Consider the following 24,260-nt stretch of genomic DNA (forward strand, 5'->3'; position numbering starts at 1 on the left):
CCACACCATTCACCGCCTCGATTTCTTCGAGGCTTTTTATTGTCTCACAGTCCCTCTCTCGCCTTAAAATCAATTTTGTTAGTTACCATGACAACACCCCTTAAAACGGCTCACCTTGAGCGTTTGAGGCTCTAGAAATAGACACCATCAGCTAATGTTAGTAAGCTTTTAGTTACTCAGTAAATGCAGGCGAACCCTAAATAACTAAAAAGAAAAGAAATAACTTTATTCATCACAAAGACAAGATAACGACAACGGTGTGAGAGCTAGAGAAAAAAGGAAGAAAAGTGAAACTACAGGTACAAAAAAAGCCCCCTCAGGAGCTTCTTTTATTGCGTGTTGATTATTGGCTCATATGAATCAATGATTTACCAATCAACCACTCTAGTTCTTTACCACTAGCATCACCAAACTGAGTTTCAGTTAGCTTGTACAAGCGGTCGATACCGTTTGCCGCGAACTCATGTGCATTCTCAGCTGTAACGATATGATGGAAAAGTAAACGTAAGATCGCTAGGAACTCAGCATCTTCAAGTGCTGCAACCCAGCTAGCCGAAAATGCATCAAGGCCATTTTCAAAGTCAATGTGTTCCATAAACATCTTGAAAATACGACCGTCTAAGGCAGCAGTAAAATCCGTTTTCTTTGGAAAGTGATGACTTATACCTGTACGAGAAACGCCTGTTTGTTGACTCAACGTCGTGTATGACATTTTGTCGTAACCCAATCTCAATAGTTGGTCTACAACGGCATCCATGATCTTCTGGATCGTGATTTCTGTATCTTCTTTACTACGCTTTGGCATATTCAGGTTCTTCTCTTTGTAAATCCATCTAACTCAACCGAATGAAGTCAGAATGAAAATCGTTATCAGCATTATGTGAGCAAGGTATTTTTTCGCAAGTATTTCCATTAAATACCCACAAATACTTTGTACGAACAATTTTACAGTGTTGCCTCTTTGGGCACTTTGTTTAATTATTCTTCGAAAATCACCTTACAATCCTAAGTCGATAAGTTTAAATAACTACTTAGAATATGAAATACCCAACGAAAAATTCATTGTATAAATAACTGTCAAGCGATAGATACTCTTATAAAATCATTCCTGACGCAACTAAGTGAATGATATTCTGACAAATAAATAACGTACCTCTTCAGAAAAACGTGATATTAATCACATACATATTTATCGTCGCGAATATACATATTCATTAAATATCCTATCAAACAGCATAGCATACTAGTAAAAATTAGTTCAAATATTTTGATTTTTGTAGATACAGTTCAATTTGCTCGCTAGAATAACCGCAGACTTTGTAAGAGGATTATTTATGAGCCAAGATATTGGTAACAATGATGTATGTGAGGCTTGCGGCTGCGCAGGTGAAATCGGGGTTATCATTAAAGAAGGCGACGATGTTGCCGAGGTAACGGTTTACGGTAACTCTAAAGCACTCATTGAAACTGAGTTTGCTAAGTACGTTGAGCTTGCTAAACAAGTGTCTAGCAACGTTGAGTTTGAAGCATCAGAACTGACAGAAGAAAGCACAGAATTAAATGCTCGCTTTAAGTTTGAAGTCAGTGCTGAGAAGATTATATTCGAACTTAAGACTCGCTCTCTAGCACGTTAATATAAGCACCAACACTCATACCAATGAAAGACGAGTTTATTTCTCGTCTTTTTTTATAATCTCAATCCACCCTAGAGCACCATTGGTCTCAAAATCATTTTCGGCAGCACATCGAATCAACACCCCTGAAACTTCAACGACCGCACCTAGGCTATAGGCCTTATCATCATAATAACAAACTCGTTGCTGTGAACCATTCTGAGTGACGACGACTGCAGCCTTAGCGGGCGTTGATATTATTTTATTAGCATTCGCTGATACTGAACAAAATACAGAAGTTACAATCACAAAGCCTTTTAGAATTTGACGCTTTATTTCAATCACAGATTCGCCTTTCATTGTGTTCTATTCTTTTTTACCGACCAACAAATGAGTAAAACACTATGCGAGAATAATTTTTTCATTATAGTGTTAACGTCTATCGTAATAAGAAGCTTGTTATGCTCCGAATAATTGTACTTATTATTGGTTCTTTAACCATAACAAATGTGACTGCAGAACCACTCGATCAGTATCAAATATTGAACCATCTGGATAATTACGGAAACTTATATTTACGAAATAAGCCCTATACATCGCTACCGACAGGATTGGTCGTCGATGGCAATTTAAATATAGAAAAAACCGCAATCACTCGCCTTCCCAAAGGGTTGGAAGTTAAGGGAAGCCTTAAAGGCGGTAACAGCCTACTAGCCCGAGTTCCATCGGGCGTAAAAATAAAAGGCTACGCCGACTTGATAGGAAGTAAGATTACCCGTTGGCCAAAAGGTGTGAGAGTGGGTGGATTCATCAACCTCACAGATACCCCCCTAATACGGCTTCCCAACGGCTTTAGAGTGAAAGGAGACCTAAGCGTGATCCGTACTCCTTTAACCGAGCTACCAAACGGGATAGTGGTTGATGGCGATTTATATATTGGCGGATCTGCAATTACAGAATTTCCCGATACCATGACGGTCAAAGGCAATATCTACCTAGGTGGTAACACGATTACCACGTGGCCGACCCAATTAGATCTTGGTGGTGCTGTTGCTCGCTAACCTGCCGTTCGATTGATTGATTGATTGACGGTAATAGCAGTACTTAGAAAAAGACACCTATACCGCTATAAAAAAAGGAGCCTTAGGCTCCTTTTTCAATTCAATCAACGAACTTGTTTGCTAACGCTCGTTAACCAATATTCTTCACTGGGTTCGCATAGCTATCGATCAAGTACTGACGAGCACCTTGTGGCAAACTCGATAGTTTATCTTCAAACTCTTGCTTCACCGCAGCTGTAATCGACTCGTCTTCTTTTTCTGCAGCCAGTAAGTTCACAGGAAATAGTTTGTAGTTATCATGGATCTGGCGGTCAATCTCTTGAGCAAGTGCTTCAGGCGTATCGAAATCTTGGTCAATAACCTGACCAAAACCAACATGAACACGCCCTTTATTACCGATGATGCCTTGAATGATACTTTCGATATCTTCAAACTCACCCTTTTCGTAACTGCCGTTTACGTCTTTTTCAAAAAGCTCTATTGCTTTCGCGGTGTCACATGGATCGTTTTCGTATGAAATAGCCACAGGAACGATCTTCAATGATTTCACGTACTCAGGAAATACGATTTTTTGCTTACGCCCTTCAACATGGAACATCTTCAGAATTGCTGGCTCTGTGAAGTCATTGCCGTCTTTTGCACGACCTTCTTTCTGAGCGATCCAAATAGAGTTACCTGTTTCTAGAGAGTGCTTAATGTACGAAGACAATTGTCCAAGCGCTTTCATCATTTCACGTGGCCCTTTTAGAGAACGCTTTACGATGAAGCTTTTGTTCAGACGCATCAATTCAGTCGCACATGGCTTCTTTAGTAGGTTATCACCAATGGCAATACGGCAAGTTTGATGATTTTTCAGATGCAAAGCGTAATTAACTAACGCTGGATCCATAGCAATGTCACGATGGTTTGATACAAACAGGTACGCTTGGTTCGCATCCAGTGACTCTAAACCCGTGTATGTCACCCCTTTGGTGGTTTTAGCGAGCGTGTCGCGTAAGTACTTTTTCACTTCAATCTGAATGGATTCAACGCTAGTCAGCTTGCTCCATTTCATTTTCAAGTACACTCGCAAGATCGGGCTCATTAACGCTTTGAACCAAGACGCATGGTTTGAAAAACGATAGTGCAAGATCGCACTGATAAATTCTTCATCATTAATAAGACGGTTTAGTGCCGCTGGAATTTCATCATCGCCGTAAGGACGAATATCAACATATGGATCGGTTGGAGAGGTCATTTTTTCATTCATATAATAAAAAGCTGGCTCATTCTACGCGTTGTTTTGACTTATCGCAGCTACAGAGCCCATACTTTTGGCAAGGTCAGACCAGAAACATCGAAAATGCCCTGTTATTATTGGCATTCTTTAAGATTAACGGTAATCTTGACGCCCCAAGACTAAGGTACTATCTATGAACTTCGCTATTGAATATACATCGGCTTACTTTTCACACCTGGTGATTACACCACGCAAAAAAGTACTTAAGCATAGCCTTGTATCGGTTCAAAGTGGTTTGGTTTTGATTAAGCTGGGCAAACAAGAGTATGCCGTCGAGCCAGGTCAGAGCGTCTGGGTTCCATATGACTGCCTAACATCACTGACCTACTTTCCAAACACACAGGTCAATCGTGTCGACTTTTCTGTGCGCTTGACGGATTCATTCCCAAGACAAGCGGGATACGTCACGCAAACGAACCTCTCTTCTGCGTTGCTAGAAAAGCTAGAAGTTACTAAGTCTCGTAGTCTAAAAACGAATAATACTGAGCAAGCGTTTAAAGATATGCTTTCTGTATTGAAGCAAGAAGTGTTGTCGTTTAAACCACTGCTTTGTGAAAGTGCTCTGTCTCAGCGATTCAATCAATGGAATGTTGATGATTCGAACTTACCGCAAGAGCACACATTGGTGATGGTAATGCGCGAGGCGAAGAAACGCATGCAATCAGGTCAGAAACGTACTCTTGTGATTGATGACCTGTTCTCAGGTAAAGAAGAAGAGTTCGAGCAACTGTGCATGCTCGTGTTTGGTGAAGATTTATAGCTTGGCGGTAAGTGAGAGCTGGTATTAAAACTAGCAAGCCAAATACTAAAAAGCCGCAAAAACTCAGTTTTCGCGGCTTTTTTAATTCTTAGCACTTAGACAGAAAAGAATGAACTACCTGTCTAGAATGGCAGCTCAACCTGCATCATTAAGTCTGCATCACTAGAGTCATGCCAACGGTAATCAAAACGCATACGCGGCTGCCCTTCTACTTTATCACCAAAACCTATGCTCAGCTGAAGACCATGGTTCATCAACCACTCTTCTGTCGACATATTATACTGTTCATCTTCTAGCTCTTCTGGAAACCACATACCGAGACCAACATAGTTAGACTCAAGGCTCTGAGTTAACAAAGGCGCATCTTTGCTTTGAATAACCCAATCAGACCAATAGTCTGGCTTTGATTCAGGTTCATCTTCACTTAACCCACTGAGCTCAATCATACGTTGACCGAAAGATTCAAGGCTAGTAGAGAAATCCAAACAGCTATTTTCGTCATCAGAAGTCAGCATTACCGAATCTAGGCTAAAAAAATCACACTCAGCATATGCAGGTAAACTGCATGCTGCAATGATCACCGTCGCTGGTATCGCGCGCTTTAGCATAGTCATCAGACCTCTTGAGTGAGTGAATCTACATTATTGTATACAGTCCACTATCTTGCAATATCTTTGTAACTGACTTTGTACTCAGTTTTGCAACATCGCTTCCACTTATCAGCGCATTGCGGATATCAGTACTACGAATTTTCACTTTTTCAGGGCAAGCCATTACAGACCACTGCTCAGTAATCTCATCTGATTTATAAAAAGATGAGAACTTAAAGAAGTTGTCAGGACCTATAACGAACGTGAGTTCCGCATCACGATGTAACTTCTGAAGTGCGCTGAGCACCGCATAAGTCGTTACGCTTTCACCTGGAGTAAATAGGCTCTTTTCGACCAAAGAAAGCTCCACTTGATCCAATGAAAGATCGCTAATAAATGCGTTAACTAACTGACATCTCGTATCAAAGTCTAGCATCTCTTTTCCCCAAGCATGGGCAATACTTGGAACGAGCAGGATTTTGTCAAAATGAGCCAATGAATCAATCACACTTTTATGCCCTAAACTCGGTGGATTAAACGCACTACCGAAAATGGCTACTTTTTCCATTACTTATTACTGCCTTCTCTTTCTAAGCTTGTGCAAAGAGGTTTTTAAATCGGATGATTTAGGTATGATAACACTAGATTTTTAATTTGCTTGCAGGAAAGGAATACGAATGGAACAGTTAATTCGTGACGAAATGCGCGTACTACCTTCAATTGACCCTCACTTCGAAGTGACTCGTCGTGTGGAGTTTATCAAAACGAAACTTCAACAGTCAGGATGCAAATCACTGATCCTTGGTATCAGTGGTGGTGTCGACTCAACAACCTGTGGCCGCTTGGCACAGATGGCCGTTGATAGCCTAAATGAAAGCGCTGGTAGCGACGACTACCAATTCATCGCGGTTCGTCTACCTTACGGTGAACAAAAAGATGAAGACGAAGCACAGCTTGCTCTCTCTTTCATTCAGCCTTCTCAATCTGTTTCTGTCAACATTAAAGCGGGTGTTGATGGGCTTCACGCTGCATCTCACGTTGCTCTTGAAGGCGCAGGTCTACTACCAACAGATTCAGCAAAAATCGATTTTGTGAAAGGCAACGTGAAAGCTCGTGCTCGCATGATCGCACAATACGAAATTGCTGGTTACGTTGGCGGTCTGGTGATTGGTACTGACCACTCAGCGGAAAACATCACTGGTTTCTACACTAAGCACGGTGACGGCGCATGTGATTTAGCACCACTATTTGGTTTGAACAAACGCCAAGTTCGTGAGCTTGCAGCAACGTTGGGCGCTCCAGAGCAACTTGTTAAGAAAGTACCCACTGCTGATCTAGAAGAGCTTGATCCACAGAAAGCCGATGAAGCAGCATTGAACCTTTCTTACGATCAAATCGATGATTTCCTTGAAGGTAAAACAGTACCTCAAGACGTATCCGATCGCTTAGTTGGCATCTACAAAGCAACACAGCACAAGCGTCAACCAATCCCAACGATCTACGATTAATCTTTGAATTAGCTCAGAATCAAAAAGGCCGGAAGCTCATTTACGAACTTCCGGCCTTTTCTATTTAGTGTTCTTTAATGCGTTTTTCGTAATGATCTCACGAGTCGTTAATCTACAACTTCGATATCGGTTTGAGGCACGCTACAACACGCCAAGATCTGCCCCATATTACGTTCATGATCTTGCAATGCAGGGACATCCGGTTGATGAACTTGTCCGGACTCAAGCGTCACTTTACAAGCACCGCAGAAACCCGCACGACAACTTGAAGCAATAGACACCCCCGCCGACTCCGCTTGCTCTAGCAAGGTTGATTGATTATTACCTTCGAACAGGTAGCCGTTCACACTTAACTGTAGCTGCTTCACCGTCTCTTCTGTTGACTGAGCGACACCAAACGCTTCTTGATGGTAATGCTGAGGGTTGAGCCCCATTTGAATCAGCAGTTTCTTAGCATTATCCATAAAGCCGTCAGGGCCACACACGAACGCTTGACGCTTGTGTAACTCTTCAACTTTAGCGACATGCGACACGCTTAGACGCCCAGATAAACCATCCCACTCTTTGGTTGGTTGGCTTAATGAATAAATCACACGAAGACCCGCATGCTCACTGGCGATCTTATCAATTTCAGCTTGATAAGGGATGTCTTCTTCACTGCTGCATTGATGGTAGAAAACCAAATCATCAATTTGACCATGGTCGGCTAAGTAACGAAGCATCGATAACATTGGAGTAATGCCGCTGCCTGCAGACAAAAGCAGTAACGGATGAGTTGGATTCGCTTCTAAGTAGAACGCACCATCTGGATTCTGAGCAACCAAAGTATCACCCACTTGAAAGTGATCATTTAACCAGTTAGAGATTTGACCATCGTCCACTCGCTTCACTGAAATCGCTAAACGACCCGCTCGTGAAGGGCTAGAAGATAACGTGTAACGACGAGAAACCTTCTCGCCATCAATCACCATCTCAATCGGCAGATGTTGCCCTGGCTGATAACTTGGCAATGAATGGTTTTCTTTGGCAGGCTCTAACCAAAAGGTCGTAAAGTCACGAGCGATCTCTTCACGCTCAACACACGTTAAATGTAACGACTCAACCCAAGTGTCTTCATAGTGTTCTTTCTCTTTGGTTTCGAGTACTTCAACCACATCACCCGCTTTAACCAAACCTTCATTTTTAGCCACAAGATTCTGACCAAAGAAAACGCCACCACGCTCGTTAGCTCTGAATGTAGAGAAGGTATTAAGAGGCTCTTTTGTTGATCTAAATTCGCCACGCTCAACATCAACTGTCGTTAGGATACAACGCTCGCAAGGCTTCACCGCTTCGAACTCAACCTCACCGATACGGATACGCTTCCAACCATCTTCAGCAAAAGCTTCTGTATTCGAAACAACAAAGTTGGTCCGGAACTGATCCATAGAGTGAACTTCAGGGCTGCGGCGATTAAGCTCATCTAGAGAGGCTTGGCTGATCACTAACATTGGATAGCCGTCAGCGAAACTGACATTATGGCCAAGCTTTTCACGCACTCGATTCGATTGCTCACCAGAAAACAGCAACTCAAGACGAACTCCGAGCACATCACTGAACCAATCATCGGCTTCATCATTGGTGGTGTAAGCCGTAAAATTGTCTTTCCAAACCGTTGCTGGTGCTTCTTGCATCTTGAAATTTGCATACTTTAGACGCAGCGGCTCTTTACCTTCATAAGTAAAGATCAAACCGTCTGGTTGCAGGCTTGAAGATACCTTGACCATTTTCGGATACTTACGCGCTGTCACCATTGAGCCATCAGCCAGTGCCAACATAAAACGTCTGTCGAAAGTAAGACCCTGTTTTTCGACCCAAGCAGAAGAGAGTGCGATCCCGCCCACTGATTTAACCGGAAACACATTGATTTGAGATAAAGAGGGAGCTTGATCTAAAGGTGACTGCGACATAACGATTCCAATGTTTTGTTGTTTGTCCCAATGCTAACAAATGGTTATAAATAGATAAACTGGCAGGCATTAAACACTTGATACTAAGCTAATATCTTGAGATGTTTAAATCACTGCCTTGTATACATTAAGACAGCAATGCATTAACACTCTCTATACGTTCTATAATATGAACACGGTTATCGCATTGAACTTTCATTGAATAAAAAGGATTTATCATGAACAAACTCGTCATTATCATTTTATGTGTATTGCTTCCGCCCGTTGGTGTGTTCTTCGCTCGCGGTGCAGGTAAAGATTTGCTGATTAACATCGTCCTGACCTTCTTCTTCTGGGTTCCAGGAATGATCCATGGTCTGTGGGTAGCCACCCGCTAACCCTTATTAACAAATAGATACCGAATAAAATATCCATAAAAACAAGCTCCTAACCCTGAAGAGTTAAAAATAGGATGAAATGAAAGTGCTTTTCCACTATCATCCTGTCGCCTAAACGTAAGCGATTGCTTTCACAGATTTCGCTGAGTTTAGGCTCCAACTACATAACACTTTAAATGGTGGGAGCCTTCAATGACACAACTTACGATTACTCGTCCTGACGACTGGCACGTTCATCTACGTGATGGCGAAGTATTAAAAGATACAGTTCGCGATATCAGCCGCTACAATGGTCGAGCGTTAATCATGCCAAACACCATCCCACCGGTAACCGATACCGAAATGGCTCTTGCTTACCGTGAACGCATCATGGCAGAGCAACCAAGTGAACAGTTCCAGCCTCTAATGGCACTTTACCTAACAGACAACACAACACCTGACGAAATTCGCAAAGCGAAAGAGTCTGGCGCTGTTGTAGCGGCGAAGCTATACCCTGCTGGCGCGACGACAAACTCGGATTCAGGCGTAACTTCAGCTCAAAAGATTTACCACGTGTTAGAAGCGATGCAAGAAGTGGGTATGTTGCTGCTTGTACACGGTGAAGTAACGGCTCACGATGTTGATATCTTCGACCGTGAAAAAGAGTTCCTAGACACAGTTCTAGCACCGATTGTTAACGACTTCCCTAACCTGAAGATCGTTCTAGAGCACATCACGACTGCAGATGCAGCGACTTTCGTTAAGAACGCTAACGAGAACGTAGCGGCAACCATCACAGCTCACCACTTGCTTTACAACCGTAACCACATGCTGGTTGGCGGCATTAAGCCACATTTCTACTGCCTACCTATCCTTAAGCGCAACACACACCAGTTAGCACTTATCGAAGCGGCAACAAGCGGTAGCAAGAAGTTCTTCTTGGGTACCGATTCTGCGCCACACGCGAAAGGCGCTAAAGAGTCAGCATGTGGTTGTGCAGGTTCTTACACAGCACACGCTGCGGTTGAACTGTACGCTGAAGTATTCGATTTAGAAGGCAAGATTGAGAACTTGGAAGCGTTTGCAAGCCACAATGGTCCGGATTTCTACGGCATGCCACATAATGCAGACACAATCACGCTCGTTAAAGAAGAGTGGAATGTTGCTGAAACCATGCCTTTCGGTTCAGACATCGTTGTGCCAATCCGTGGCGGTGAAACGATTGCTTGGGCTGTAAAATAGTAGTCCGATGTTGTAAAGCTTAAGCGCTCATTACAACTTATAAAACACTAAGCCCTTCACATAAGTGAAGGGCTTTTTTATTATCTCTTAATACCCTTGATTCTAGGCAATTAGCGCCTAACCTTACCTTATAACCACCCAAAAAGTACGGTTAAAAATCAGCGGTAAAATATGACTCTAGACTTAGATATTCGAACTTTGTGTTTAATTATGGTGTTTTTGTCTGGTACGTACTGTATCGGTCTAGTAATCAAACAACAAAGCCAAGCTCGTATTCTAGGAATGCGCAGTTTTTTCTGTGCCATATTTTTATTAATGGTAGGGTTTTCATTACTGAGCTTTGGCTCCCACATTTCACCTTGGCTCTCAAAAATAACATCAAATATGGCAATAGCCGGCGGATTCGCTTCAATGGTGTTTAGCCTGACTCAATTAAGACAATCGCCCTCGCTCTATAGCGTTTGCGTTTTCTTGGGATTACCAGTCGTCATCGTTACCTTGATTTACTTCACCCTCTACGATGCATCAACCAATGCGAGAGTGATAACGATGAGTTTTTATATCACGTTATGTACTGTGGCCAGTGTATTGGTCATAAAAACAGGCACTGTCGCTGATGTCAAAGCAGCGCTTGTACTATTGATGAGTGTATTCAGTGCTCACTCTATTTTCATGCTAGTTAGGATCTGGATAACCCTTAAGGAACCTAATATTGACGACTTTTTACAAGCAAGTAGCATCCATCAACTTGCGTTCATCATGACTGCTATTTTGCTTAGCACGATCGGCTTCACTTACAACTGGCTTCTAAACGCCAGATTGATGCAATCACTTTATAGCTCATCAATGAAAGACAGCTTAACCCAGTTGTATAATCGCCGCGCTATGAATGAAATGTTAAGACGAGAATGGATGCGCAGCGTAAGGCATCATCACCCCTTATCGGTGATCATTCTCGATATCGACCACTTTAAACAGGTCAACGATCAACATGGTCACCAGACTGGCGATCAAGTATTGAAAAAAATAGGCATCATTCTCCAACACAACCTTAGAGCCGCAGATATACCGTTCCGCTATGGCGGCGAAGAGTTCTTGATTGTATTGCCTGATACCCGTATCGGTGAAGCATGTAAGGTAGCTGAGAAGTTACGAATAATTATCGAAGAGACCAAGTTTTGGCGACAGCAAAGTGCCAATCTGACAGCAAGTTTTGGGCTGTCTGAACTTTGGGCTGAAGACAAGGTTCCCAGTATGATTAAACGCGCGGATGAAGCCTTATATTACGCAAAAGAAAATGGTCGAAATACGGTCTGTGCTTTAACTGATGAGCAAGGAAAATTGACAAAGCAGGACTTACCTTCCCTTGCTTCACCAGTGCAACACTAGTTTTATAGAAAGCACCGATTTCGGTATCGGACGTTAGCATTTGATATAACCTAGAAAAAGGAAAAACTCATTACAAAAAAAGCAGCACAGCAAACGAGGCTATCCATAAACAACATTAAAAATACCAATCGCTTGTAACATAAGTCCACTCAATAAGAGTTGCACGATACTCTTCTGCTGATTATTCTCACTCAATCGCAACTTACCCCACAGAGATAAAAACAATGGAAAGTACTTACACCTACCCTATCGGTAAACCGGGACAAAAGTGGCAACAAGCAGAACGTGAAGCATGGTTTGCTCAAAGAACGGTTAAGCGTGAATATCAACAAGAAGTTGTGCCAAAGATTAAAGCACTTGCAGACCGTTTTGATATCGAACAATACGGTGCACTGAGCTACGACGAAGCTCGCTTCCCACTTTTTGTAATTAAGAGCAAAAACTGGGACGAGTCAAAGCCGACCATTCTCGTTACAGGTGGCGTTCACGGTTACGAAACCAGTGGTGTGCATGGCGCTATCAAATTTGCAGCGACCCAAGCAGAGAAATACACAGTGCACTTCAACATTGTAGTAGCACCTTGTGTAAGCCCTTGGGGTTACGAGGTGATCAACCGTTGGAACCCAAATGCTGTCGATCCAAACCGCTCTTTCTATGACGGTACGCCAGCAGAAGAATCAGCAAACCTACGAGCTTTAGTGGCCTCTTTGCCAGAAGTATTGGTTCACGTTGACCTACATGAGACAACAGACTCTGATGAAACTGAATTCCGACCAGCACTCGCAGCTCGTGATGGTATTGAGTACATCGAAGGTATGATTCCAGATGGTTTCTACACGGTTGGCGATACTGAAAACCCGCAACCAGAATTCCAAGAAGCTGTAATTAAATCAGTAGAGCAAGTAACGCATATTGCGCCTGCGGATGACGAAGGCAAGATCATTGGTTCAGACGTCACTCAACACGGTGTGATCAACTACCCAATGAAGAAGCTTGGCTTATGTGGCGGCGTGACCGACTGTAAGTACGGAACAACCACAGAGGTTTACCCAGACAGCGACAAAGTGACTGACGAAGAGTGTAATGACGCTCAAGTTGCTGCTGTAGTCGGTGCTCTGGATTACGTTATTCAGCACGAACTGAACGCGTAAGCTATTAGCTAATAGCTGCTCCCTAAAACTAAAAAGAGCCATAAGTGACGATTCACTTGTGGCTCTTTTTTTATCTTTTCTACTTGTCTTTGATTTCTTCTTGGGCATAAAAAAGCTCCCTTGCACACAGTACAAGAGAGCTTTGAAATAACACTGAATAAGGAGTAATTAGCGAACTATATACTCCCCATACTCGATTACTTTATTTAGCGGTTTCGCTAACGTTTTCTTGTCCTTTATCTACTTCAGTCAGTAGACCTTTCAACAAGCTAAAACAGCCAATCAGAAGAATGATCGTAAACGGCAGTGCAGCAATGATCGTGATCGATTGCAGAGCTTGGATAGATTGAGTACCACCAATCCACAGCATTACCATTGCGATAGCACCTGAGATAACCGCCCAAACCACTTTCTGTTTAACAGGAACTTCAAGCTTACCACCCGCCGTCATGCCATCGATAACGATAGAGCCTGAGTCTAACGTTGTAACGAAGAACACAATGATCAGTGCGACCGCGAGAACTGACAGAATGCTACCGAACGAGTAAGCATCTAGCATGTAGAACAAGCTTAGAGATACGTCTGTAATGCCTTGGTCGAGGCCAAGTTGTCCCACATGGTTAATTACTTGCTCGATAGCCACACCACCGAAGATCGACATCCAAGCCGACGTCACCAATGTTGGGATAATCAGTACGCAAAGTAGGAACTCACGAACCGTACGGCCCTTAGAAATACGCGCTACGAACATACCGAAGAATGGTGCATACGCAACCCACCATGCCCAGTAGAACACAGTCCAGCCATGCAGCCATGTTGTGTCTTCACGACCCGCACTTTGGCTCAAAGCTACGATGTTTTTCACATAGCCCGTTGCCGCAGTCGCCACAGAATCAAGCACTGTCGTAAAGTTCAATACAGCGATAAGACCAAGGAATACGAACGCTATAACCATGTTCAGGTTACTTAGGAACTTAACACCACCGTCCATGCCACGCATAACAGAGATGATCGCCAAACCCATAATCAAAACGATAATAGATTGCTGAAGGTAGATGTTGTTTTCCAAGCCAAACACGTGGCTAATACCACTTGCTGCTTGCGTACCACCTAGGCCCAATGAAGTCGCAAGGCCAAACAGAGTAACCAGTACCGTTAGTACGTCGATCACATCACCTGTTTTACCCCAAACTCGTTCACCCAGTATTGGGTAAAACACAGAACGCATTGATAGCGGTAAGCCTTTGTTGTAAACAAAGTACGCTAGACAAAGCGCCGTCATGCCATAGATAGCCCATGCATGAAAGCCCCAGTGGAATACGGTTGCACCAAGTGCCAGTTCACGGCCTGCTTCTGTAAAAGGTTCCGCATCTAATGGTGTTCCGAACCAGTTCGTGAAGAACGCGGTTGGCTCAGCAACACCCCAGAAAATAAGCCCGATACCCATACCGGCTGCGAATAACATCGCAATCCAAGATGACATCGAATAGTCCGCCGTCGCATCTTCGCCACCTAGACGAATCTTGCCCAACGGTGAAAATGCTAGAACAACAGCAAACGCTAGCATGATGTTAGCTCCCCACATAAACAGGAAGTCAAACTTTGATAAAACAGCACCCTTAATAGAATCAATAGCAGCTTTAGCGTCTGCTGGAGGAAGAGCAAGAAGAGTGATGATGAAGAGAAGAGATAAGCCTACTGAGGCTATGAAGACGGTGTTGTGGACATCCATGCCCCATTTACTGACGTTATCTTGACCAACTTGATAGTCAGTAGAATCGATACTGTATTTTTTTGATTTAAAACTCATAAATTATGATGTTCACATATCCGAATCAACGAATATAAGGACGCTCTCCATATCCAATTACTACTTGATTGGCTCGCCGCACCACCTAAATAGAGGCGATAAAAATCACAATGGTTGGTGAAAAATGGACTTACTGGCTCAATCCCAAGGCGCGCATTATAGCACAGGTCGAAGCATTTTGACTGAGTTTTAGCTCAATAGTTACCCAGACTACCATTGATAGTGATAGTTAACCCAATAAAAGCAGAATAAAACAAACAGACAAAAACATTAAAATACAACATGTTAAATTAAAATGACGCACCGTAAAATCTCATGCAAACTTTCTACAGATAATATTAACAATAGCCTGATTTATTTATAGCTCTAATAAAAAAGCCCCGCTATAGGGGCGGGGAAATTACCAAAGGTAAAAGAGAAATCAGTATTTAAATGTCAGTGCTATGTCTTGCTACGCTTCTCGCCACAGAACTGCACATTTCAAAGGCAGTACATTAAATCGCGAAGCAAAAGCCTAGGTTGTAATCTTCGCCATTCTTTTCAGTGAACTCTTTATCTTCACTCGATGCGCTTGGTCGGCCGCTTTCATCACCCTTCACTAAGCTAACCCAGTGGCGAATACCAGAAGAGAGGTTCGCTTCAGTTTGGCCAAACGTGGTGCATGTCTCTAATTGAATGTCTTCGATGTTCACCAACTCTAAATTACCAGTTCCTTTGCGAGCACCTATCGTCACTTCAACATGAGTCCCGCTCTCGTCTCGAAATAGAATTGACGATGGTTTAGATTTATCACCCGCATAAGCGACAAAGTGCTTCGCTCTTTTCAGGCCGGTGTGCTCGCCGTTTTTGAAGTAAACCTGAACATGTCGATAATCAATCTCGTAGCTCACTGCATCTTCGTGTGAACCCGCCTCTAAAGGAAATAGAGTATCAAGCAACTGTTTCGCCATTTTTTGTTTTTCGAGTTGCTTGTCTGCTTTCACCATTTCTACGGCAAAGACAGCTTCAGCAATAAATGTTGAATGGTTTCTGTGAAGTTCTGTTTTGTCTAGTGTCAGCATATTCATAATCTTTCCCTCTTACGGCTTTGAATTTCATGTAGGTCAAAAATCCTGATTGACCCTTTTCAAATGTGTTCTTTACTGTGTGGCTTCCATGTATTTCATACTACTTGTATTTTTTAAACAATTTCACAACAAAAATTTCACAGTGTGAATTTTACTAAATTGATTTTTTACACAAACCGGAATTTCCGCCCCTAGCCCTTTATCTAATTGGGCTGAGAGCTCATTAGACACACTTTTACGTGTTGTTTGATTTTGTGTAATAACCGATTCAATCACAGTCAACACGCAGCGCTATGGTAATCATTTCAAGAAAAAGGGTAGGTGTTTCATCTTGAAAACAAGAAACACTGTATTATTGAGTAGTAACCACAATCTTCGACCAATCAACATTTGGTCGAAGTCATTTCAACACACGCCACCCCGCACATAAGCAACACGTCTAAAGTAATCACAACAAAGGAATCACGATGCTAAACATTAAGAACCAGCACTTACTCTCTTTTATGGTGACAGAAGCGAACAACGCAGTTGCAGTCACAAATCCAGCGACAGGTGAACTCGTCGGACACGCACCTATTTCATCACAAGCAGAGTTAGCAAACGCGATTGAACGTGCTCATGTTGCACAGAAAGAGTGGGCCAAGGTTCCAGCTAAATCTCGTGCTGCATCACTGCACCGTTGGCACCAACTGATCCTTGAAAACAAAGAAGATCTTGCTCGCCTAATGACCATTGAACAAGGTAAACCGTTAGCAGAAGCAACAGGCGAAGTCGTGTATGGCGCGAGCTTTATTGAGTGGTTCGCAGAAGAAGCCAAGCGTACTTATGGTGATTCTATTCCTAGCACAGTCGCTGGCAAACGCTTGGTGACCATCAAGCAGCCTATTGGAGTCGCGTGTGCAATTACGCCATGGAACTTCCCTATTGCAATGATCACTCGTAAAGCAGCTCCTGCCCTAGCTGCTGGTTGTAGCTTTGTCGTAAAACCTTCAGATGAAACACCGCTTTCTGCGTTTGCTGTGGTTGAACTGGCTTATCAAGCGGGTATCCCGAAAGATCTATTACAAGTGGTGCTTGGCGACAGCCCTGAGCAAGTTGGCACCCTATTCACTTCTCATCCACTGATCAAAAAAATCTCTTTCACAGGCTCGACTCGAGTGGGCAGTATCTTGATGGCTCAAGCGGCAAAAGGCATCAAGCGCACCTCAATGGAGCTCGGTGGCAACGCACCTTTTATTGTGTTTGACGATGCAGACATCGACGCTGCCGTTCAAGGCGCAATGGCTTCAAAATTCCGTAATGCAGGCCAAACCTGTGTTTGTGCGAACCGTTTCTACGTTCATAACAAGGTGCATGACGAGTTTGTAGCAAAATTCGACCAAGCCGTTCAGCAGCTTAAAATCGGTAACGGATTAGATGAAGGCGTCACTATTGGCCCGGTTATCAGTGAAAGGGCGAAACAAAACATCCAAGGGTTGATTGACCGAGCGATTGAGCAAGGTGCGCAGCCTGTCACCCCAACTCAAGCGCTTGACGGCTTGTTCATTCAGCCTGTGGTTCTTAAAGACGTGAAACACGACATGGACATCGTTCAACAAGAGATCTTCGGTCCTGTCGCTCCTGTGATGCAATTCGAGACAGACGAAGAGCTTATTGAGATTGCAAACGACACCATTTATGGATTAGCGTCGTACTTCTACAGTCAGAACATTCATCGAGTATGGAACATCGCAGAGGCACTTGAGTACGGTATGGTCGGTATTAATGATGGCCTCATCTCAACCGAGGTCGCGCCCTTCGGCGGTGTTAAGCAATCAGGTATTGGCCGTGAAGGCGCAAAAGAAGGCATTGATGAATACATGGATATCAAGTATCTGTGCTTTGGTAGTAACTAGGTTTCGGCAGTGATTAGGGCTCAGAAATAATTAAGTCTTAGTGATCACTAACCTGCCCCACTCCCCACCTTTCCCACCACAAAAATGAATCAAAAAAAAGCCGCGCTATAAAAGCGCGGCACCTTGGGCTCGGTTCAAAAAGAGGTACTTCTTTTATTATTTATTGTGCGGTTCCTTTTAGCTTCAGTCGCATCGCATGCAACACTGGCTCGGTATAACCACTAGGTTGAGCGCAACCTTCGAATACCAGCTGGCAAGCCGCTGAGAAAGCGATGCTATTTTCAAAATCTGGCGCCATGTTTTGGTAGCTTGGATCCCCAGAGTTTTGCTCATCAACCACAGCTGCCATGCGCTTCATGGTTTTCATTACTTGGGCTTCCTCGCAAATACCGTGACGTAGCCAGTTAGCGATGTGTTGGCTTGAAATACGCAATGTCGCTCGGTCTTCCATTAACCCTACATCGTTAATATCTGGCACTTTCGAACAACCGACTCCTTGGTCAATCCAACGAACTACGTAGCCAAGAATACCTTGAGTATTGTTGTCCAATTCATTTTGGATATCTTTAGCAGTCAGCTTTTGATTACCTAGTAGCGGGATAGTCAGGATATCGTCGACGTTCGCTCTCACACGTTCACGAAGCTCTTTCTGACGGCTAGGAACACTCACCTTGTGATAGTGCAAAGCATGCAAAGTCGCGGCAGTTGGAGAAGGAACCCAAGCGGTATTTGCACCCGCTTGTGGGTGTCCGATTTTCGCATCCATCATCTTCGCCATGTTGTCCGGCTCTGGCCACATGCCTTTACCAATCTGGGCTTTACCTTGCAGGCCACAAGCTAAGCCAAGATCAACGTTCTGATCTTCGTATGCGCCAATCCAAGTCATGGTTTTCAGCTGTGTTTTAGGAGCGAATGGTCCCGCTTCCATACTGGTGTGAATCTCATCACCCGTTCGGTCTAAGAAACCTGTGTTGATGAACACAACACGATCTTTAGCCGCTCGAATACATTCTTTAAGGTTAACCGAAGTACGACGCTCTTCGTCCATGATGCCGACTTTGATCGTGAATCGATCTAGACCTAATGCATCTTCAATGCGACCAAATAGTTCATTGGTGAAGGCGACTTCTTCAGGACCATGCATCTTAGGTTTAACAATATTGATGCTGTTCGCGGTCGAGTTTTGGTACGCGCTGTTACCTTTTAAATCATGCATCGCGATTAGCGAAGTGATCATGCCATCCATAATACCTTCAGGTACTTCATTACCGTCAGCATCAATAATGGCAGGGTTGGTCATTAGATGGCCCACATTACGGATAAACAACATGCTGCGGCCTTTCAGCGAGATCTCGCCTCCCGTCACGCTGGTGTATTGACGATCTGGGTTGAGGTTACGAACGATGGTTTTGCCGTTTTTCTCTAGCGACTCTTGCAGATCACCCTTCATCAAGCCTAACCAGTTACGGTAAGCCAGTGCTTTGTCTTCACCATCAACCGCCGCTACTGAGTCTTCGCAATCCATAATCGTAGTCAGTGCCGATTCCACCAGCACATCTTTAATACCAGCCACATCAACGCTGCCAATTGGCGCGCTCGGGTCAATTTGAATTTCGATATGGAGATTGTTGTGCTTAAGCAGAATGCTTGAAGGCGCACTTGCATCACCTTGGTAACCAATGAACTGGTTGCGATCGATTAGAGTGACTTCTTCGCCGTTGTCTAAGGTCGCTGTCAGTGTATTGCCAATGCTGACGTTGCTGATGCTGTATTTGGTTACGTCTTTATGGGAAACACCGTTGAGAGGTGCAGCATCATCAAGGAAACCTCGAGCGTAGCTCACGACTTTAGCGCCACGTACAGGGTTAAAGCTTCCGCCTTTTTCTGCACCATCACTTTCACTGATGACATCGGTTCCGTAGAGCGCATCGTATAAACTGCCCCAACGCGCATTAGCTGCGTTAAGTGCAAAACGTGCATTCATAATAGGCACAACGAGCTGCGGGCCCGCTTGTGTTGCAATTTCAGGCTCTACGCTTGCAGTGGTAACTTGAAAGTCTTCGCCCTCAGGGACTAAGTAGCCAATCTGCTGTAAGAACTCTTTGTACTCCACAGGATCTAGCGCTTGTCCGGCACGCTCTTGATGCCAAACATCAATTTGATGTTGAAGATCGTCGCGCTTAATAAGCAATGCGCGGTTCTTTGGAGCCAAATCTTCAAGGATGGTTGCAAATGATTGCCAAAAGTCTTCAGCGATAATGCTTGTTCCAGGAATCACCTGCTCATTAATTAATTGGTAGAGGGTGCTATCAATGTTCAAGCTTCCCTGTTGAATACGACTGCTCATAAAATCTCTCTCAAACTAACTGATGACTACTCATTAAATCTACGTAACTGGCTTAAATTCACGTTACTAGCTCAAATTTACTTTACTAACTTAAACTTACGCAACGGACATAAATTTAGCTAATTTATGCCAGTTATACTGGATATTCATATAAAAAATACCCTGCAAACTGTGTTATTCCGTCACACCACTCTCTATTTCATTGGCGACACTTTTAATCAATCGGCGCATCCACTGATGGTCTGGATTGGTTTGTAACAATGGACTCCACGCCATCTTCACCTCAAAGGGTTCAATAGCAAATGGCGCAGGTTTGATTAACAACCGAGGATTATTGCGCTGCAATTGTGCCGCTTTGGTTGGAATGGTCAGGATCAGGTTCTTCTGTTGAGCGAAGAGAATCGCCGACAGGTAGTGTCGTGTGAACACCGTGATATTACGCGTTTTGCCAATGCGCATTAATGCTTCATCTATCCAACCAAGCTTTTGCGCTTCGCTTGGGTTAATCCCAACGCCGGTGCCCATACCCGTCTTACTTACCCAGATATGTTGCGCCTTTAGATAAGACAAAATATCGAAGTTGTCCGCTATCGGGTTATCACAACTAAATAGGCAAGAGAACCCGTCGTGCCAAAGGCTCATCTGATGGAACGACTGTGGAATGTCGTCAAAACGGTTGATGATAATGTCAACAGTGCCTTGCTCCACATCCTGATAACTCACGTCACTTGGCGTCATAATATCCAAGCGTATTTTCGGTGCTATCTCGCTCAACTTTTTCAATAGCGGCTGAATAATGGTCGACTCAGCATAGTCACTCGCCATGATACGAAACACACGCTCACTGTCTTCTGCATTAAACTCCGTGGTCGGCTGCAATGTCTTTTCTACATTAGCCAAGATGTTTCTAATCAATGGTTGCAGTTTATGTGCTCGCTCGGTCGGTATCATCCCTTCACTAGTTCTCACCAACAGCGGGTCTTCAAACAGATCGCGCAATCGACGCAGGCCATTACTCATGGCTGGCTGAGTTATTCCTAACTGATTTGCTGCTCGTGTTACATTTCTTTCACGTAGCAACATGTCTAAATACACAAGTAAATTAAGGTCTATACGAGCAATATTCATAAGAAAAATACCGAATATAATAACTATAAATTAACAAAATTATCACATGCATGGTTATTCTTTGTCCATGGTTAGATTTAATCCAAATCGAATGACCTCGCCAAATTGGCCAACATGTCCACGTGAAACTAAGGAATAGTTATGTCGCAAATTACACAAGATATCGAAAAGATTGAAGTTGCAAAAAGCGCTGCTGGTGCTCCATGGGATGCAATCAACCCTGAATCTGCAGCTCGTATGCGAGCTCAAAACAAATTCAAAACAGGTCTGGATATTGCGCAATACACGGCAGATATTATGCGTGCAGACATGGCGGCTTACGACGAAGACAGCTCTCAATACACTCAGTCTCTGGGTTGCTGGCACGGTTTCATCGGCCAACAAAAGCTGATTTCGATTAAGAAGCACTTTGATGGCAAGACAGACCGTCGTTACCTATACCTTTCAGGTTGGATGGTAGCAGCACTTCGCTCTGACTTCGGTCCACTTCCAGACCAATCTATGCATGAAAAAACGTCGGTTGCTGGCCTAGTAGAAGAGCTATACACCTTCCTACGCCAAGCGGATGCTCGTGAACTAGGTGGCTTGTTCCGTCAGCTAGACGCAGCACGTGAAGCGGGTGATGTGAATCTACAAGACCAAATCCAAGACAAAATCGACAACCACGTAACACACGTAGTACCAATCATTGCGGATATCGATGCAGGTTTCGGTAACGCAGAAGCGACTTACCTAATGGCTAAGCAAATGATTGAAGCGGGTGCATGTTGTCTACAAATCGAAAACCAAGTAGCCGATGAGAAGCAATGTGGTCACCAAGACGGCAAAGTAACGGTTCCTCATGCTGACTTCCACGCAAAACTTCGCGCACTTCGTTACGCTTTCCTTGAACTAGGCATCGACAACGGCATCATTGTTGCTCGTACCGATTCACAAGGTGCTGGCCTAACAAAAGAAATCGCGGTAGTGAAAGAACCTGGCGACCAAGGTGATATCTACAACTCATACCTAGATGTTGAAGAGATTGATGTTGCAGATATGGCTGAAGGTGATGTTTGCTTCAATCGTGACGGCAAGCTAGTTCGTCCTAAGCGTCTGCCTTCAGGCTTATACCAATTCCGCGAAGGTACTGGTGAAGACCGCTGTGTATTCGACTGTATTGAAGCAATCAACGCGGGTGCTGACCTTCTTTGGATTGAGACTGAGAAACCACACATCGGTCAAATCAAAGAGATGATGGACGGCGTACGTGAAGTTCACCCTAATGCGAAACTGGTTTACAACAACTCTCCATCATTCAACTGGACATTAAACTTCCGCCAACAAGCATACGATGCAATGGCAGCAGCAGGTAAAGATGTATCAGCTTACGACCGTGCAAGCCTAATGAGTGCGGAATACGATGAAACTGAACTGTCTGCAAGCGCTGACGAGAAGATTCGTACATTCCAAGCAGACGCATCTCGCGAAGCGGGTATCTTCCACCACTTGATTACTCTGCCGACTTACCACACAGCAGCACTGTCTACCGACAACCTTGCAAAAGAATACTTCGGTGACCAAGGCATGTTGGGCTACGTTGCTAATGTTCAACGTAAAGAGATTCGCCAAGGTATCGCATGTGTTAAACACCAAAACATGTCTGGTTCAGACATGGGTGATGACCACAAAGAATACTTTGCTGGTGAAAATGCACTAAAAGCAGCGGGTGAAGCGAATACGTCTAATCAATTTGATTAATCGCTAACGCTAAAGCCTCCCCCGCCCTTCTCTCTTACTTAGGTAAGATCCGGGGGAAGGCTTTGAGATAAAGCTACTACTGCCAGCTTTATCTCAAAGCCTCAGATTTGTGTTCCACACCACGGTTAACCGAACAACTTCTGTTTAAGCTAACTGTATACATATTTGTTCAGATTCCTATTTGTTGAGATTCTTATTTTTTGAGAGTGCCTATGACTTCAATACCGACACACCTACAAGATGCAAAAACACTGTTATCAGAAAATGGTTTCGCAACGGGTGATACTTGGTATCACGGCACATCTTCAGCTTTACTCGCGTCTATTCAAGGTCAAGGGCTAAAGCGCTCTGGAGACAAAGCGCTCAATGAAGCCGCTTCAAAAACCATGGCGACCATCGGTAACAACTACACCGAATCGGTTGAACCAGTGTTTCTCACCCAGAGTAAAGAACTGGCGTATTACTGGGCTCAGCAAACCATTCGCGAGCGCAGCACTCGTTTTGAGGGTGAAGAGCAACCTATCGTATTAGCAGTCAATCTATCTGAAAAACAACAAGCAAAAGTCAGACCGGACGTTGGCGCAATGAGCCTGTTGATGATGAGTGTTGGCGAGCAATTCATGTCTCACCTCACCGAGATCTATCAAGAGAACAACATTGCAGGCCCCGACATCGAGCTTCGCTCAGCCGATCGTATGGACTATCTGAATAAACTTGGGATGGCCTACATTGATGAAGACATCAGCCGAGCTTGTGTTCAAGAGTTATCGGAACCCGCATTGGCAAACTAGTAACGTTTAAAAACGCCTCTAAGTAGAATAAAAATGGCTCCTAATTAGGAGCCATTTTTTATGTGCGAAGTTATTCACATGCTAGTTAATCAATAGACCAGTAAATTTATGGACCAGTTGATCTATGGACACAGACGACCTTGCTGTGCAGGTTGCGTCATTTCAATGTCACCTTGTAGTGAGCGATACACAACGGTATTCCACACTTCACCATTATCCATTTCAAACTCAATAGCGTAATTCAAACCCGCGATAACCTGAGTTCGCACACTCAGAATCTGCTTTAGCTCAGCTGAAGTGTTCATTTGGCCAAGAACTGCATTTAAAGCTTGCTTAGCTTGTGGTGTGATATCACTTTGCGACCAACCACCCGTCAGGTTTTTAGTGCTGCAGATAGGGTTCGCATTCTCTTGTGATTGAGCTGGAACCTCAGATTTCTGACTGCATCCTGCTAACACAGCGACACTAAACAAAGTTGCTACTCCAAGTAATGATGTTAATCGTACTTTCTTCATAAATTCTCTCTACCTCTGTCATTCACGAGGCGTTACCCGCAATGATGTTTCATATGCAGACAAGCTTAA

At 43.8% G+C, this 24,260-nt stretch carries 22 protein-coding genes; 11 read left to right on the plus strand and 11 right to left on the minus strand.

Annotated elements, in window-relative coordinates:
* Positions 1-343 precede the first annotated feature (343 nt).
* Entirely contained in the window at positions 344-805 is a 462-nt protein-coding gene (locus AB4589_RS09045; protein WP_009845738.1) for a TetR/AcrR family transcriptional regulator, read from the minus strand.
* A gap of 529 nt (positions 806-1,334) precedes the next feature.
* On the opposite strand from AB4589_RS09045, the gene AB4589_RS09050 reads away from it, so the two are divergent.
* Entirely contained in the window at positions 1,335-1,634 is a 300-nt protein-coding gene (locus tag AB4589_RS09050) for a YfcZ/YiiS family protein (protein ID WP_372100178.1), read from the plus strand.
* Between the two features lie 36 nt (positions 1,635-1,670).
* On the opposite strand, the gene AB4589_RS09055 is transcribed toward AB4589_RS09050, so the two are convergent.
* On the minus strand, positions 1,671-1,973 hold the full coding sequence (locus AB4589_RS09055; RefSeq protein ID WP_372100180.1) for a YnjH family protein: 303 nt from the start codon (positions 1,971-1,973) through the stop codon (positions 1,671-1,673).
* A gap of 101 nt (positions 1,974-2,074) precedes the next feature.
* On the opposite strand from AB4589_RS09055, the gene AB4589_RS09060 reads away from it, so the two are divergent.
* The gene (locus AB4589_RS09060) at positions 2,075-2,674 is read left to right on the plus strand and encodes a hypothetical protein (RefSeq protein ID WP_012600255.1); all 600 of its coding nucleotides are present in this window, start codon (positions 2,075-2,077) and stop codon (positions 2,672-2,674) included.
* A 130-nt stretch (positions 2,675-2,804) separates the two neighbouring features.
* Here the strand turns inward: AB4589_RS09060 and AB4589_RS09065 are convergent, their stop codons facing one another.
* Positions 2,805-3,911 carry a 1-acyl-sn-glycerol-3-phosphate acyltransferase gene (locus AB4589_RS09065; RefSeq protein ID WP_029223825.1) on the minus strand — a complete coding sequence of 369 codons (1,107 nt, stop codon included), beginning with the start codon at positions 3,909-3,911 and terminating at the stop codon, positions 2,805-2,807.
* 175 nt (positions 3,912-4,086) lie between these two features.
* Here AB4589_RS09065 and AB4589_RS09070 point away from each other — a divergent pair, with 175 nt between their 5' ends.
* A complete protein-coding gene (locus tag AB4589_RS09070) occupies positions 4,087-4,713 on the plus strand; it encodes a hypothetical protein (RefSeq protein WP_017097078.1) in 627 nt (208 codons plus the stop codon).
* Between the two features lie 122 nt (positions 4,714-4,835).
* Here the strand turns inward: AB4589_RS09070 and AB4589_RS09075 are convergent, their stop codons facing one another.
* Positions 4,836-5,327, minus strand: coding sequence for a hypothetical protein (locus tag AB4589_RS09075; RefSeq protein WP_372100182.1), 492 nt, complete (start codon positions 5,325-5,327; stop codon positions 4,836-4,838).
* A gap of 22 nt (positions 5,328-5,349) precedes the next feature.
* Positions 5,350-5,871 carry a nicotinate-nicotinamide nucleotide adenylyltransferase gene (locus tag AB4589_RS09080; protein ID WP_372100183.1) on the minus strand — a complete coding sequence of 174 codons (522 nt, stop codon included), beginning with the start codon at positions 5,869-5,871 and terminating at the stop codon, positions 5,350-5,352.
* Between the two features lie 109 nt (positions 5,872-5,980).
* Between AB4589_RS09080 and nadE the strand changes: the two genes are divergently transcribed.
* A complete protein-coding gene (gene nadE / locus AB4589_RS09085; protein WP_372100185.1) occupies positions 5,981-6,811 on the plus strand; it encodes an ammonia-dependent NAD(+) synthetase in 831 nt (276 codons plus the stop codon).
* 107 nt (positions 6,812-6,918) lie between these two features.
* On the opposite strand, the gene AB4589_RS09090 is transcribed toward nadE, so the two are convergent.
* Positions 6,919-8,760, minus strand: coding sequence for an MOSC N-terminal beta barrel domain-containing protein (locus tag AB4589_RS09090; RefSeq protein WP_372100187.1), 1,842 nt, complete (start codon positions 8,758-8,760; stop codon positions 6,919-6,921).
* Positions 8,761-8,978: 218 nt separating this feature from the next.
* Between AB4589_RS09090 and AB4589_RS09095 the strand changes: the two genes are divergently transcribed.
* From AB4589_RS09095 to AB4589_RS09110, 4 genes are all read left to right on the plus strand, one after another.
* Positions 8,979-9,137, plus strand: coding sequence for a YqaE/Pmp3 family membrane protein (locus tag AB4589_RS09095; RefSeq protein ID WP_008215717.1), 159 nt, complete (start codon positions 8,979-8,981; stop codon positions 9,135-9,137).
* A 192-nt stretch (positions 9,138-9,329) separates the two neighbouring features.
* Positions 9,330-10,358: a dihydroorotase gene (gene pyrC / locus AB4589_RS09100; protein ID WP_371709561.1), complete on the plus strand. Its 1,029-nt coding sequence runs from the start codon at positions 9,330-9,332 to the stop codon at positions 10,356-10,358.
* 171 nt (positions 10,359-10,529) lie between these two features.
* Positions 10,530-11,747, plus strand: coding sequence for a GGDEF domain-containing protein (locus tag AB4589_RS09105; protein WP_241909256.1), 1,218 nt, complete (start codon positions 10,530-10,532; stop codon positions 11,745-11,747).
* Between the two features lie 224 nt (positions 11,748-11,971).
* Positions 11,972-12,898, plus strand: coding sequence for a M14 family metallocarboxypeptidase (locus tag AB4589_RS09110; protein WP_372100189.1), 927 nt, complete (start codon positions 11,972-11,974; stop codon positions 12,896-12,898).
* 202 nt (positions 12,899-13,100) lie between these two features.
* Here AB4589_RS09110 and AB4589_RS09115 read toward each other — a convergent pair whose 3' ends face one another.
* Both AB4589_RS09115 and AB4589_RS09120 read right to left on the minus strand, forming a co-directional pair.
* Positions 13,101-14,708, minus strand: coding sequence for a BCCT family transporter (locus AB4589_RS09115; RefSeq protein ID WP_009845765.1), 1,608 nt, complete (start codon positions 14,706-14,708; stop codon positions 13,101-13,103).
* A gap of 494 nt (positions 14,709-15,202) precedes the next feature.
* Positions 15,203-15,775: a malate synthase gene (locus tag AB4589_RS09120; protein WP_009845766.1), complete on the minus strand. Its 573-nt coding sequence runs from the start codon at positions 15,773-15,775 to the stop codon at positions 15,203-15,205.
* Positions 15,776-16,242: 467 nt separating this feature from the next.
* Between AB4589_RS09120 and AB4589_RS09125 the strand changes: the two genes are divergently transcribed.
* Positions 16,243-17,670 carry an NAD-dependent succinate-semialdehyde dehydrogenase gene (locus AB4589_RS09125; RefSeq protein WP_372100191.1) on the plus strand — a complete coding sequence of 476 codons (1,428 nt, stop codon included), beginning with the start codon at positions 16,243-16,245 and terminating at the stop codon, positions 17,668-17,670.
* A gap of 160 nt (positions 17,671-17,830) precedes the next feature.
* Here the strand turns inward: AB4589_RS09125 and AB4589_RS09130 are convergent, their stop codons facing one another.
* Both AB4589_RS09130 and AB4589_RS09135 read right to left on the minus strand, forming a co-directional pair.
* Positions 17,831-20,017, minus strand: a complete 2,187-nt coding sequence (locus AB4589_RS09130; protein ID WP_372100193.1) for a malate synthase G — start codon at positions 20,015-20,017, stop codon at positions 17,831-17,833.
* Between the two features lie 174 nt (positions 20,018-20,191).
* A complete protein-coding gene (locus AB4589_RS09135) occupies positions 20,192-21,145 on the minus strand; it encodes a LysR family transcriptional regulator (protein WP_009845781.1) in 954 nt (317 codons plus the stop codon).
* A 141-nt stretch (positions 21,146-21,286) separates the two neighbouring features.
* On the opposite strand from AB4589_RS09135, the gene AB4589_RS09140 reads away from it, so the two are divergent.
* Both AB4589_RS09140 and AB4589_RS09145 read left to right on the plus strand, forming a co-directional pair.
* Positions 21,287-22,885, plus strand: a complete 1,599-nt coding sequence (locus AB4589_RS09140; RefSeq protein ID WP_017097741.1) for an isocitrate lyase — start codon at positions 21,287-21,289, stop codon at positions 22,883-22,885.
* A gap of 212 nt (positions 22,886-23,097) precedes the next feature.
* A complete protein-coding gene (locus AB4589_RS09145; RefSeq protein WP_372100195.1) occupies positions 23,098-23,676 on the plus strand; it encodes a hypothetical protein in 579 nt (192 codons plus the stop codon).
* 122 nt (positions 23,677-23,798) lie between these two features.
* Here AB4589_RS09145 and AB4589_RS09150 read toward each other — a convergent pair whose 3' ends face one another.
* The gene (locus AB4589_RS09150) at positions 23,799-24,191 is read right to left on the minus strand and encodes a cystatin domain-containing protein (protein WP_372100197.1); all 393 of its coding nucleotides are present in this window, start codon (positions 24,189-24,191) and stop codon (positions 23,799-23,801) included.
* Positions 24,192-24,260: the final 69 nt, after the last annotated feature.

It is taken from the genome of Vibrio sp. 10N.222.49.A3 (genome assembly GCF_041475145.1).
Classification (GTDB): domain Bacteria; phylum Pseudomonadota; class Gammaproteobacteria; order Enterobacterales; family Vibrionaceae; genus Vibrio; species Vibrio tasmaniensis_A.